At 41.4% G+C, this 13,078-nt stretch carries 14 protein-coding genes; 4 read left to right on the forward strand and 10 right to left on the reverse strand.

Annotation, left to right across the window (positions count from 1 at the left end; translation table 11 throughout):
* Positions 1-36: 36 nt before the first annotated feature.
* Genes A587_RS0120775 through A587_RS0120785 form a run of 3 tightly spaced genes read right to left on the reverse strand, consistent with a single transcriptional unit; the run spans position 37 to position 3,308 of the window.
* Positions 37-1,077: a hypothetical protein gene (locus A587_RS0120775; protein WP_232288099.1), complete on the reverse strand. Its 1,041-nt coding sequence runs from the start codon at positions 1,075-1,077 to the stop codon at positions 37-39.
* Positions 1,025-1,642 (reverse strand): penicillin-binding protein activator LpoB, encoded by a 618-nt coding sequence (locus A587_RS0120780; protein ID WP_017219134.1) that lies wholly within the window; start codon positions 1,640-1,642, stop codon positions 1,025-1,027. The genes A587_RS0120775 and A587_RS0120780 overlap by 53 nt, the downstream gene beginning before the upstream one ends.
* 4 nt (positions 1,643-1,646) lie before the next feature.
* Positions 1,647-3,308, reverse strand: a complete 1,662-nt coding sequence (locus A587_RS0120785; protein WP_017219135.1) for a hypothetical protein — start codon at positions 3,306-3,308, stop codon at positions 1,647-1,649.
* 176 nt (positions 3,309-3,484) lie between these two features.
* Here A587_RS0120785 and A587_RS0120790 point away from each other — a divergent pair, with 176 nt between their 5' ends.
* The gene (locus A587_RS0120790; RefSeq protein ID WP_017219136.1) at positions 3,485-4,063 is read left to right on the forward strand and encodes an LPP20 family lipoprotein; all 579 of its coding nucleotides are present in this window, start codon (positions 3,485-3,487) and stop codon (positions 4,061-4,063) included.
* Between the two features lie 41 nt (positions 4,064-4,104).
* Complete coding sequence (locus A587_RS0120795; RefSeq protein WP_017219137.1) at positions 4,105-5,451, forward strand: transglycosylase SLT domain-containing protein; 1,347 nt, start codon at positions 4,105-4,107, stop codon at positions 5,449-5,451.
* On the opposite strand, the gene A587_RS0120800 is transcribed toward A587_RS0120795, so the two are convergent.
* The gene (locus A587_RS0120800; protein ID WP_017219138.1) at positions 5,446-6,342 is read right to left on the reverse strand and encodes a TIGR01777 family oxidoreductase; all 897 of its coding nucleotides are present in this window, start codon (positions 6,340-6,342) and stop codon (positions 5,446-5,448) included. The genes A587_RS0120795 and A587_RS0120800 overlap by 6 nt on opposite strands.
* 115 nt (positions 6,343-6,457) lie before the next feature.
* On the opposite strand from A587_RS0120800, the gene A587_RS0120805 reads away from it, so the two are divergent.
* Positions 6,458-7,495: an AI-2E family transporter gene (locus A587_RS0120805; RefSeq protein ID WP_017219139.1), complete on the forward strand. Its 1,038-nt coding sequence runs from the start codon at positions 6,458-6,460 to the stop codon at positions 7,493-7,495.
* A 91-nt stretch (positions 7,496-7,586) separates the two neighbouring features.
* Here the strand turns inward: A587_RS0120805 and A587_RS0120810 are convergent, their stop codons facing one another.
* From A587_RS0120810 to A587_RS0120830, 5 genes are all read right to left on the reverse strand, one after another.
* The gene (locus A587_RS0120810; RefSeq protein WP_010374053.1) at positions 7,587-8,021 is read right to left on the reverse strand and encodes a hypothetical protein; all 435 of its coding nucleotides are present in this window, start codon (positions 8,019-8,021) and stop codon (positions 7,587-7,589) included.
* The gene (locus A587_RS0120815; RefSeq protein ID WP_017219140.1) at positions 8,005-9,348 is read right to left on the reverse strand and encodes an ATP-binding protein; all 1,344 of its coding nucleotides are present in this window, start codon (positions 9,346-9,348) and stop codon (positions 8,005-8,007) included. The genes A587_RS0120810 and A587_RS0120815 overlap by 17 nt, the downstream gene beginning before the upstream one ends.
* Positions 9,342-10,016: a response regulator transcription factor gene (locus A587_RS0120820; protein WP_010374057.1), complete on the reverse strand. Its 675-nt coding sequence runs from the start codon at positions 10,014-10,016 to the stop codon at positions 9,342-9,344. The genes A587_RS0120815 and A587_RS0120820 overlap by 7 nt, the downstream gene beginning before the upstream one ends.
* Before the next feature lie 2 nt (positions 10,017-10,018).
* Positions 10,019-10,276, reverse strand: coding sequence for a PepSY domain-containing protein (locus tag A587_RS0120825; RefSeq protein WP_017219141.1), 258 nt, complete (start codon positions 10,274-10,276; stop codon positions 10,019-10,021).
* Positions 10,277-10,384: 108 nt separating this feature from the next.
* Positions 10,385-10,684, reverse strand: a complete 300-nt coding sequence (locus A587_RS0120830) for a YciI family protein (protein WP_017219142.1) — start codon at positions 10,682-10,684, stop codon at positions 10,385-10,387.
* A gap of 221 nt (positions 10,685-10,905) precedes the next feature.
* On the opposite strand from A587_RS0120830, the gene A587_RS0120835 reads away from it, so the two are divergent.
* Positions 10,906-12,330 (forward strand): sodium-dependent transporter, encoded by a 1,425-nt coding sequence (locus A587_RS0120835; protein ID WP_010604974.1) that lies wholly within the window; start codon positions 10,906-10,908, stop codon positions 12,328-12,330.
* Positions 12,331-12,402: 72 nt separating this feature from the next.
* Here the strand turns inward: A587_RS0120835 and A587_RS0120840 are convergent, their stop codons facing one another.
* Positions 12,403-13,044 carry a CPBP family intramembrane glutamic endopeptidase gene (locus A587_RS0120840; protein ID WP_021032635.1) on the reverse strand — a complete coding sequence of 214 codons (642 nt, stop codon included), beginning with the start codon at positions 13,042-13,044 and terminating at the stop codon, positions 12,403-12,405.
* Positions 13,045-13,078: the final 34 nt, after the last annotated feature.

Genomic DNA, 13,078 nt, shown 5'->3' on the forward strand with positions numbered 1-13,078 from the left:
AGAGATAAGTAAGGCCCTATAAAAAAGGGCCTTACTTTAGATTTTGCTATCAATGATTAACATCGTCAGCTTTTTGCTTAGCATCTTTGCTGACTTTTCTTCAGCATTAGACTTAGCCATGTTTTCAAAACTAGACGCTGCTTTTATTTGTGCAGAAACATGCGCCTTTTCTTTATCGTTTTCCATGAGTGTTAAACTCGAGTTGGCAAAAACATAATAAGTGCTGTTTTTCTTTACGTCTTCGAAATCTACGCGAAAGTCAATTTGAAAGTCTGCACTTTGTTTTTCACCCACAACAGTAAGACCTTGCTTAGTCAAGCTTTCGGCTAACTGGTTGCGGATAGACTCCTGTCCCCAAAACTTTGATGAAATACTAAAAGTTAATGACTGAATAAAATCATTCAGCATTTTGTTTTTGTTGCTCACTGAGGTTGGTATGGCAATGCTGCCGCCACCTAATTGCCTGTGATATTCGTTTGCTTTGCGTCTTTTGGCGATTAGTCGCTTAATTGCCATCGCTTCTTTTAGTTTTTCTGAATTGGTTAGTGCCGAAATAGTCGCGTTACTGATCTCTTCGTCAAGTTGCCTAATATCAAGCTCAGCGTGCATCCTCGACTCAACCTTGTTAAATGAGGCAAGGGCATAGGCCGCTTTTTGCTCTGAGGAGTAAAACTCCTGCTCAATATTGATCCCCTGTAATTGTATGCTTGGGACTCGAGAATATAAAATCTCATCCACTCGATACGAAAAATCGCCATTAGCCTGACTTTGAGCAACTTGTGTCGTTCCTTCAATTTCCACATTTAATTGTTTGGCAATCGCCAATCTAGCTGCTTCTTGGGCAGCAAGTTTGGCTTCCGTCCTATCTACAATATGACTCGCTGAACCAACGCCATACACTAGATAATCGGAACTCGGTTGCTGCGTAGCCCAAGTGGGTAAGCTTTCTTCCTTTGCAACCGCCTGCTTGGTAGATTGACAGGCAGATAAACTAAGTAGAATACACAGAGGTAACGCTAGACGTTTAGAAACCATACCCGCTGCGCTCTTGAAGTTTTTGAATTTTCTTCTGTCCATTCCACACCTCTCGGTTAGTCGTCATGTCTATTAATCGAAGATCTACTTGGTAGAAAGTGACCCGACTTCCACCTTGTTCATCAACAAATGAGTTAATCGTGCCGGATAGTGCATAATCAGCACCTTGCTCTTGACCGATCTCATTACGAGTTTCGAGGCTTGAATTAAGCTCTTGGTCTCGTCTTTCCTCACGAATTTCATCGCGTACATAGCGGTTTGCGACGAAGTCAGCTTGCCCGCTTCGCAATATGGCGCGCTTGAGGTCATTCAAAAAAGTGTCAACTGCAATATGCTGATGCGACTTGTTACGAACAGATTGAATAATGATAGCGGGTCGAGTGCCTTCTTTGGCACGGTGTTCACGTACCCAAGGGAAGCCGAGCATATCGCTTATCATTGCTTCAGCAACTAACTGAGAGTCTTTGGCATTCCATTTATCTGAAAGCGCTATTTCTTCATTGGTGTCCACGCGACTCACTTTGGTTGTTGAAGAACAACCCGTCATCGCTGCGCTAGACGCGATGAGCATTGGGACAACTAATTTAACTGCAAATTTAGGCTTCATGTATTCAGTCCATGTTAGTTATAGATGATAAATAATTTTGTTTTTCTGGTTCAGCTACACCGATGAAGGTGCGAATGTGGCTAAGCAACGGTGCTGTTTGATTCAGCGGTATATCCTGTTTAATCACTCTGCCAGTCCTTAATTGGGTTTGCAATTGCAGGTGAGTGGTATTTTCGGGTAATTTCACTCGAGCCACTCTAATTTCACCTGGTAAAGATTGCCATTGTCTAGTATCTGCCGCTGCTGTAATGGCGTTGGTGACAGATGATGTTAGCTGAGCAAGCCCTGCCAACAGCGAGTTCTGCTGGATGCCAACTTGCTTTATCGCTTTACTTGCTGTGACTGCTTTTAACACTTCTCGAGAAATAGCGGTGTAAATTTCCATATTGGCATTACCTAGCGCGTCATACAATGTGAGTAAGTTTACCGAATAAAAGGGGTGTAATTCTGTAAGTTTTTGTCCGTTAGCGAAAAGCGCAACATGTTGGATATCGTTTTTATGAGGTTGTAAGTAAGTAACCGAGATTCTACTGCCATACTTGAGTGCATCAATCACCCCTTCGTCTACGGCTTTTTGCCATAACTTATCACCGAGAGGTAAGCGTTTTGTGACAGTGCCTAATACAACATCACTAAAGTCGCCTGTTGCATAGTTTTGAATGAGATCAAACAAACTGGTATCAGCAAACATTAAATTAAACCATGCGAACTGGGCTTGGCGTTCTTCTTTTGTCCCCCAATAAATCGGCGTAATCACTATCGCTTGTGCCTCTTCATCAGGTCTAAGATAAAGGTTAAACTCTTTGCGCTGCGGTGATACACCTAAGCTTTGAACTAATGTGAAGTAGTTTTCTTCCTTGTCTGCAACCATTCTGTTGAGATCTTGCTGTGCTTGTTGGCCTGCATATTGACCTAGTTTGTATTGTTTACTAAAGCCATTTTTGTATGCACTCACCGCTCGCTCATATTGGATCCGAGCACTATCTAGCTCGCCTTGTTGCTCATATAAAACGCCACTTAAATACTGTGCAAATGCATCGTCTTTATACTCAAGTTCACCACTGATAAATGGTTGATTAAAAACAGCTTTAAAAATTTGCTCAATATCACTTCTAGCTTTTTGTTGACTTACATAGCCTCCGGTTTGTTGCTGTAATTGAGAGAGATATAAGTCCAGTTGGCGCATTTCTGTCAGTGCAGAGTCATACAAAGCAACACGGTTTACCTTCGAGGCGTTTGCCAACGACACATAATTAAGCGCCATTAAAGTATGGATCATGGGTTTATGAAAAGTGCGACCAGTATATTTTTTGTAACTTGCGCCAGTAAAAGTAGAAAAAAGCTGGTCGCTGATACTGACAGTGTAGGCGGCTTCAATGATTTCCTTTGCGTGAGAAAGGTGTTGATTACTTAATTCATAATGGTGTTGTAAATGAGCTAACATACCGGATTCAAGATAATATAATAGCTCGTCACGAGATGAGTTTTTATAGGCATAGTCAATACGCTGTTGGGCTGAGATAAAATCTCCTTGCTCCGCGTATTCTATGGCCTGCTTGTTGGCTTTAGGGGTCAAGTTACAGCCGCTCAGCATCAAGCAACCTGTAAAGATCAAGAGTTTTATCATGAAGTTATATAAATCAATTTGGAATCGCATTCCTTGCATACTTGTTCTTATAATGGCAGTGTTGTTGTGTTCAATCATATAACAATAAATTAAATAGTAAAAAATTGAATTGAAAGTGCTAAATTGTTAAAAATCGTTTTTACAATTTATTACTGTTAATCAATGATTTTTTTGATAAATTTTATTCCGTAATCAGGGCAATTAAGGAACCCAACATGAAAGCAAAACAACTACTTATATCAGTGGCCGTTATAGGGATACTATCGGCTTGTAGTTCAAGTAAAGACGATGCGGCTTCAAGTCCAAGAGTTAATATTCCAGAATGGGTTCTCAATCCAACAATCGAAGATGGTATAGCGGCAGCAGATTGTGTGAAATACTCGGGCAATATTTCAATCGATCAAAAAATGGCAGTTGCAAATGCACGTCTTGCTCTTGCTCAACAGATAGAAACACGCATCGAAGGCCTTGATAAGACATTTGCGAACCGTACAGATGCAAACGATGACACAACGGTAGGCGCAACCTTTAGCTCTGTATCCAAACAACTTACTAAACAAACATTAAATGGCTCCCGTATCGTTAAGGCCGATGTTATCGATATTTCTGGTAAAGACTATTTCTGTGCATTGACGACGTTATCACCTGATCAGACTAAAGAACTTTTCAAAGATTTGATCAAAGAAAGTAAGCGCAGTGTAAACCCTCAGGATGAAAAGTTTTTATATCAAGAATTTAAAGCTTACAAAGCGGAAAAAGATCTTGAGAAGGAAATTGCAAGGCTAACTAATTAAAGCGTGAGTTTCACGCTTTAATTTTTTGAAAGGAACGCTCTATGCGCAAATCGGTATACTCATTTTTAGTCATGGCGTTAAGTGCCATTCCAAGTGCGGTGGCGAGTCAAGCCCAGCTTTTTGAAGAACTGTCAGAGAAAATGTCACGTTGGCAAACCTCCGAGCCTAGTGATGAAGAGCTGAGCGAGTTTGAGCAATATAAACGCCAACAATTAAGTGAGTTTGCTGATTATGTCGAAGAGCATTTTGAAGAGTACGATGCCTTTCGTGATAACGTGATCCAACAGTGGGGAGATATAACTGTTTCTGATCAAGCCGCATTTGTCACCTACAGTGATGATTTATCATCCAGAATGGTTGTCGACTTTGAAGCCAATGAGCTGGTCGTAAGCATTAGGCATGCGGCAGATGAAAAGGTATCGCAGGCTCAACTTCAAGCCCTATATAAAGAATTTATCGCGAAAGACCGTGCAGTAATTGATGTATTTAATGCTGATACGCTCGCGGTAAACCAAAGTGAAACAACAAAACGTGAAGTGGATAACGCTGCTCGTGCAAAAGCGTTGATCGCAGCGAAAAAGCAAATAGACAGCCAATTCGAACAACAGCAACGTTATATAGAACGCCAGACGGATGAGGCCATCATTGACGGCGAAGATACAAAATTAGCAGAGGCTCAACAACAAGCGCAACAGAAAAAGCTTGAACTGTTAAAGCAAAAACGTCTTAAAAAGCTATTAGAAACTGCAAGTAATACCGATAAAAGTGAAGCAACAGTCGTATCTGAAATCGTGCTTAAGCTACCCAAACAGACTGAACTTTCCAAGCATCGAGCAGAACGTTATGTTAGCCAAGTGAATGCACAAGCGAAGCGCTTTGACATTGAGCCAAGTTTAATTTTTGCAGTTATGCATACTGAAAGCCACTTTAACCCAATGGCAAAGTCACATATTCCTGCGTTTGGTTTGATGCAGATAGTACCGACGAGTGCGGGTGTTGATGTTAATCGTATGTTGTACAATCGCGATGAACCGATGTCGGCGCCTTATTTATATGTGACGGACAATAATATTGAAGCGGGGACCGCTTACCTGAATATTCTCGATAAACGCTACCTGAGTAAAATACAGAATCCAATCAGTCGTAAGTATTGCATCATTGCGGCTTACAATACGGGAGCTGGCAATGTTGCTCGTGTGTTTAATGCTGATGACTCGAGATCCATCACAAAAGCAGCAAAGATCATTAATTCACTCTCGCCAGAAAACGTACTAGCGGCGCTAGACAAAAGTTTACCTTATGATGAAACCAAACATTATCTGGATAAAGTCTTAACGCGAGAAAAGCTCTATATAGCGCCAGAAGAAGGTATTGCACAAAAGTTATAAGTTAAGTGTGTTTAAGGCATCTTCAATATTATCGTGGCGGAATCGATAACCTGCATCGAGAAGTTTTTTTGGTACGACGCATTGGCCGTACAATAGCAATTCTGACATTTCACCATACGCCAATTTGAGGACAAACGGTGGTACGGTAAATAGGCAAGGGCGTGAGATAGCGCCTGCTAAGGCTTGAGAAAGTTGCTTATTAGATACTGGATTAGGGGCTGTTGCATTAACAACACCGCAGATCTCGTCATGTTTAAGGATATACAGTATCGCCTGAATCATATCGTCGATATGGATCCAAGACATCATTTGTCTTCCTGAACCAATCGGACCGCCAACACCTAATCGAAAAGGCGGTAACATTTTAGCTAGAGCTCCTCCCGATTTTGAAAGCACAATGCCTGTTCTTAGTATACACACTCGAGTTTTGCTGGACTCGGCTCTAAACGCGGTATCTTCCCAATCTCGGCACAGCCTATGGGAGAATTCGTCATGGTAATCCTTGAAATCTTCAGTGATGATCAAGTTGTCCGGTTGGCGTCCATAAAAACCTATAGCACTACCTGAAACAAACACATTGGGCGGTGACGTCGCAGTGTTTATCGCTGCAACGATTTGCTCAGTGATTTTTATCCGGCTATTGTAGATCTCTTGTTTTTTCTCTTTGCTCCACCGGCCACTGGCGATTGGTTCACCCGCAAGATTAATGACCGCATCAAGCTCATTAAAGTCGACATCATCGGTATCGGTGACGCAGCTAACCCCACTTGGTAATAGGTTTGCAGCTTTTGAAGGCGAACGGGTCAGTACAATCAGATTATGTCTGTGTACTAAAAATTGGCATAGCTTTTTACCAATTAATCCTGTTGCGCCTGTTATAAATATATTCATTCTCAATACTCTTTATTGTAATCAAATAAACCTACGTTTTAGCAAGGAGTTAGATCACTCATTTTCATTATAGGTGGTTTGTTTTAGAATGGTAAAAAAGCAAAAGGAGTGAACTGTGTCTTCACTGACTGGAATTAACAAAACGCTGGTGGTTTTGGCCTCGCTATTTTTAGTGTTAGGTGGTATCAAGCTCGCGTCTGAGATTGTCGTGCCGTTTATATTAGCTGCATTTATTGCGATTATCTGTAATCCCATGCTCAAATTTTTAGCCCGTTTTAAAATACCAAAAGGGCTGGCCATTCTGGTGATTATTGCACTAGTGATTTTAATTGGTGCAAGTATTGGTGGGCTTGTTGGGCAATCAGTCAATGATTTCTCCAAGCAGCTGCCAACTTATAAAGAAGATTTACAAGAAAAGTTCGTTTGGTTGGTCAGTACTGCCGCGAACTACAATATCTTATTGGATAAACAGCAACTTATTAGCATGCTAGACCCAAATAAGCTAATCGATGTGGCCACCAATATGTTAACTGGCTTTGGTGGTGTGATGGCAAATAGCTTTTTAATTCTGCTTATCGTCGTTTTCATGCTTTTTGAGGCACCTTCTTTGGGCCACAAAGTGCATCTTGCCTTAGACGATCCAGAGATGAAAATGCAGCAAATTGATAGATTTTTAGATTCTATCAATAGCTATTTGGCGATTAAAACGCTTGTGTCATTGGCGACAGGTGTCGTAGCGGCTGTTTTTTTATGGGCGTTAGGTGTTGATTACTTCGTGCTTTGGGGCGTAGTTGCATTTTTGCTTAACTATATTCCAAACATAGGTTCAATCATTGCGGCTGTGCCGCCTGTTTTATTGGCCTTAGTGACACAAGGACCATTGGTGAGTGGTATTGTCGCGGTGGGTTACATTTGTATTAATACCTTAATGGGCAATATTATCGAGCCGAGGTTTATGGGTCGAGGGTTAGGTTTATCGACTTTAGTCGTGTTTCTCTCGTTAATCTTTTGGGGCTGGTTACTAGGAACTGTGGGAATGCTGCTTTCCGTGCCGCTTACCATGGTTGTGAAAATTGCCCTTGAAACCAGTGAAGAAGGTAAATGGCTTGCAATCCTTCTCGGTTCAGAACAACCCGATAATAAAACATCTTAACAACGCTGAGACTCGCAAGTAAAAAGGAGCTACAAACAGCTCCTTTTCTAAGCATTTTACTCGTCACCTAATAATCTAATCAAAAGTGCCGCTAGAGATTCAAATCTTCTTTCAATACTTTACTGCTTTTCAGCTCAATGATGTGGGCTTTTAAAAATGCAATTTTGCAATTTTTATAAGCCGTCGCTGAGCGCGTCGCGTTTGGCATATCTAGTAAGTATCGCCACCGGCAGCTATCTTCCATATATTCTTCCTGATTGCGAAGGGCACGTTCCATAATTGGCAAGATCTGAGTATTACCCGTGTCCGCTTGATACTTTTTAGTATCAAGCAATAACTTAGTGATCCAGGTTTGACGATGACGTTCAAGTAAGTTGATATTGCCATCTAGGCACATGAGGAATTTTTTTGCTTTTTCCGGATGCGTTGACTCATACTTCGTACAGTCTTGTAGTGTGACATCGTCATCTGCAATTACAAAAAAGGTTAATCCCGATACCAATAGACTGCTAATTATTCTTTTCATGGTTAAACTCTATCGTAAATTTCGCGCCACCATGTTGGGAAGTACCGATTTGCATCAAGCCATGATACGACTTAACTAAATCAGATACGATAGCCATTCCTACGCCGTGGCCAGCTTCATAGGTGTCTAGTCTTGCACCTCTGGTCAGCAGCTCTGAGCGGCGATGCTCTGGAATGCCAGGGCCATCATCTTCTACTTCTATGATTAGTAGGCGCTTTTTAGGTGCACTTACTTTTATATCGACCAAGGAACCACATGCTTTACAGGCGTTATCTATAATATTACCAAGAATTTCCATTAAGTCCGTTTTATCGCCAAGAAATGCAACCTCCTCACTACATTCGGAGGAAAATTGAATGTGCTTGTCGTGATACACTTTAGTCATGGCGTTGAGTATTGAGTCTAGTACGGGTTTTACTGATGTTTGTTTCTTCCATGTATCGGATGCACCCGTTGCAGCACGTTTCAATTGATGTTCGATCATCGCATTGATTCTGTCTAGTTGCTCCTGAGCGTCTGCATCTTTTGCCAGTGGACTGGATTTAATCACCGCAAGGGGCGTTTTTAACGCGTGCGCAAGGTCGCTAAGTGACGCTCTATATCTCTCTTTTTGACGTTTTTGAGATTCCAATAGTAGGTTTAAGTCGGATTTGATTGTTAGAAGCTCGACGGGGTAAAGACCCGTGCTCTTATCGCGCTCGCCAGCCTCAATCTCTTTGATTTCTTTATCCAATCGCTGTAACGGCCTTGCGTTCCATACAAACCCAAATGCCATCAATCCAGCTATCACCACACCCATAACCAGCATCCAGTTGACCAAGGTGTTTCTAAACCCTGACATTAACTCCATCAGCGCGTCATTTTTCTTTAAAAGCACAAAGCGGGCTTGCTGCGATTGCTCTGCATTTCCGAGAATAACGGTCAGGCTAAGTTGCCAAAAAAGTACACCATTATATTCAACTCGCTTAAACTCAGATGCTCCAGCCTGGTTTTCTGAAAAGTCAGGTGAAATTGAAAGATTTACAGCCGACTCGGAATACCAAACGAGGGAATTATCTTGATAGACCAGTGCATAAGTATCGGAATTCAGTCTGTTTAGCTCAGGCGCAAGAATACTGCGAGGCATTTCGAGTCCGTTAGAGACAAATTCGACTTCAGAGATAAGTGAGTAGAGGTGGGCTTCCAATGTTTTTTCAGTCGCATCGACTAAAGAAGAGTAATAAGCCCTGCCCACGGAGAAAAACAGCGCGGGAAGGGCAATAATAAGCACAAAGACAAGGATAAATCCTTGTCTTATTTTAAGCGAAATTTGAGAGCTGTTTACCACTGATTTTTGAACCTATATCCACGTCCTCTAAGGGTTTCAACAGGGTTCAGAGTGCCATCAGGGTCTAGCTTTTTACGCAGTCTTAAGACAAACACTTCAATAACGTTAGAGTCTAAGTCAAAGTCCTGATCGTATATGTGCTCTGTGAGTTCAGATTTAGAAATAACTTTTTGTGGGTTAACCATTAAGTATTCTAAAACTTTATATTCATAGGCCGTTAGTGATAGCTCGTTATCGTTAACCCAGACTTGCTGTGAGCGAGTATGGATTTTGATTGGACCAATACAAATCTCTGGATTTGCTTGTCCAGCGCTACGTCTAATCAGTGCATTACAGCGCGCAATCAGTTCTTCAACATGAAACGGTTTAGTGAGGTAGTCATCAGCTCCAGCATCAAGGCCTTCTACCTTGTCTTGCCAGCGATCACGTGCCGTTAAGATTAAAATAGGGATCTTAACGCCGTTAGCACGTGCTCTACGGATAATTTCAATACCGTCAAGTTTTGGCAAACCGAGATCGATCACTGCCATATCTAACGGATATTCTTCAAGGTGAAATAGTCCAGACTCACCATCATGACACAAGTCAACGCTATATTTTTCTTTCTCTAATGCATTTCGCAGGTTTTCTGCTAGTTGAATATCGTCTTCGATAACTAAAATACGCATCCTTAGTCCTTATTTACTTCACCTGTCTTCTTGTTTACTTTTAAGTCAACAATTCGACCGTCTGGTTGGAGAATTCTTACCACAAAAAACTGATTTTCTTCAGAAATCTTAAGCGTCCTCCCAGCGTACTTATCAAGCGCCAGAGACACAGCTTCTTTTTTTGTAATTGTCTTTACATTCTTATCATTGCGGCTATTGGCGTCTGCTACACTCGAAGCGAACGCCAAGATCAACGCTAAGAGAGTGAGTTGCAATCGCATTTTAAGCTCCACAGTTTCATAGATACTAAGTGTCTAAACTTCATAAATCTCAAACAAATTTAGTGCTTTTGTAATTAACCTTTGCTGAACTTAACGTTCAGTAAACTTTTATGGCAGAACTCGCTTGTACGGTTTTACAATACTAGCAGTATAGACACCAGCATCAATATAGGGATCGACGCTCGCCCATTGCTGCGCACTTTCTAAGTTTTCAAACTCAGCAATAACCAAAGAACCCGTAAAACCCGCTTCACCGGGATCTTCCGAGTCAATAGCTGGTAACGGGCCTGCTGCAAACAATCGACCTTGTTGTTTTAATTCTTCTAAACGCGCTAAGTGAGCAGGGCGCGTAGCAAGACGTTTTGCTAATGAATTTTCAGCGTCGGTTGAATAGATCATGTAAAGCATAAGTATTAGTTCCAGATTGGTTTCTAGGTTATTATTGTTATTTTTATGTATTTTGTCGGCTTTTCAGGGCCGTTTATCAATACTATGATAAAACGCCCTCAGTGCAAAAGTAAATGTACACAGAGTTTTTCAGTGATTAGACATTTAAACTTGAAAAACACTCAGCTTGACTGGTAGAGTCCTTCGGATATTTGTAGAAAATAATAATAAGGTTGATTGCAATGAGTGCAAACCGTGAGCATTTTAGCTCTCGATTAGGGTTTATCCTTGCCGCTGCGGGTTCTGCTGTTGGTATTGGTAACTTGGTCGGCTTTCCTGTTTCCGCCGCAAAAAATGGTGGTGGGGCATTTTTACTAATCTATGCACTATTTGTAGTGTTTATCTGTTTACCTGTCATGATGGCCGAAATGGCAATGGGTAGGAAAGCCCAAAAAGACCCGTTTGGCGCATATAAGCTACTATCTAATCATGATAAAAAGTGGTCAATAGCTGGATTCTTGGCTGTACTCACGCCGTTTATGATTGCCGTCTTCTATATGGTTATTACCGTTTGGATTTTTGGCTTTTTAGCGCAAACAGCTTTAGGTAACTTAGATGTACTCGCCTCTCCGAAGTACTTTGGTACTTTTATCAACGATACCAATGTTTTCATCTACATGTTGATTGTGGGCGTTATTGTTAACCTTATTTTGGTTGGCGGTGTAAAAGAAGGGATTGAAAAAGCGGCTAAGTTACTCATGCCAGCGTTATTTGTCATGTTGATTGGCCTTGTCGCATACGTGCTAACCCTTGATAACGCGATGGCAGGTGTACGCTATTACATAGTTCCTGACTTCGAAAAGATGAATGCAAGTGTGCTAAATGGTGCGTTATCACAGGCGTTCTTTTCACTGTCTTTAGGTATGGGTATATTGATCACCTATGCTTCCTATATTTCTAAGAAAGACGACATTGTCGGTAGCTCTAAAATGGTCGCTATTACAGATTCATTAGTGGCATTCATTGCAGGTTTGATGGTACTTCCGGCTATCTTTAGTTTTAATCCGAATACAGATCCAAGTAAGTTATCGGACTCTTCGGTATCTATGATTTTCGATTACTTACCTAAATTGTTATTGGCTTTACAAGATGACATTGGTTACGTCGGTGCTTCAATTGTTGCAGGTACTTTCTTTTTGCTGGTTTTCTTTGCCGCGATAACGTCGCTTGTGTCAATTGTCGAGGTGCCTACCGCGACGTTGATGGAAGAAAAATGTATTTCACGTAAAAAGGCACTGATTATCTTAGCGTTGACCACAGGTATTTTGACTGTGTTATCTACTATGTCTTTTGGAATGGTGGACTGGCTTACAAGTTTTGTAAGTTATGGCGATGCTCAGAAGAGCTTCTTTGACCTAATTTACGACGTGTTTTACGATACTATTTTACCGTTGAATGGTTTGCTGTTGTGTCTATTCGTTACTTATCGCTGGAAAAAATCTGGTTTGAACGAGGAACTTGCGCAAGGCGCAGAAGGGTACGTAGGTAGCTTTACTGAGAAATATATTAACTTCTCTCTATCTACGTTCATCCCAGTGATCTTGTTGGCTATTTTCATTAATACCGTTGCAACTAAATATTTTGCATTCAGTATCTTTGGCTTCTAGCAGCAGGACATCCGTTTTGGACATAATGACATCGGCGTATTAATGCGCCGATGTTTATTCTCCACTAAGCCACTAAAATTTCACGCCCGAATCTAAGTACTGCCCAATTCCTATTGTAAACATCCACAGCCCCCACAGGCTATGCTCTAACACACACACCGCAAGCGAGCGACTATGTGCGTAGGTATAAGAAAATAGTAGCCCTCCAACAAAAGATAACGCCACGGCTATCCAGTTGTCGTAGACGCAGTGCGCAAGCGCAAACACTAATGCACTTAGCAAAACTCGATTGTTCTTATTCGGTAAAATCCTTTTATAGCGATGAAAGAAGTAGCTCCTAAAAATTAATTCTTGTGGTAAGACGGAAAGAATAGGGTAGGCAATTAATAATAATAACCAATCGCTGGGTGAATTGAGCGGCAGGGAAAACCAATTTCCTTGACTAACTAAACCATAGAGCATGGCTGAAAACATCGCACCTGCGAAAAACGTGGTAAATAATCGTTTTTTGACGGACGAAAATTCTCCCAAACTGGTTAATCTAAAGCGTTTGAAATGGGGATCGGTTAGTAGTAAATGGGTGCAGACTGCCATTAAAATGATCAGTGCTGGAAAAAGCCAATTGTTGAGGTGATCACGGAATTGATAAGCGACAATGGGCAGGACAAAGAATACAAATACGAGTTCACACCACCGGTATTGGCTTGCGTTCAAGGTTGGTTCCCCAAGATATTTGGCGGCTACAAGC

The sequence above is a fragment of the Pseudoalteromonas sp. NJ631 genome (assembly GCF_000276645.1).
In the GTDB taxonomy this organism is placed as follows: domain Bacteria; phylum Pseudomonadota; class Gammaproteobacteria; order Enterobacterales; family Alteromonadaceae; genus Pseudoalteromonas; species Pseudoalteromonas piscicida.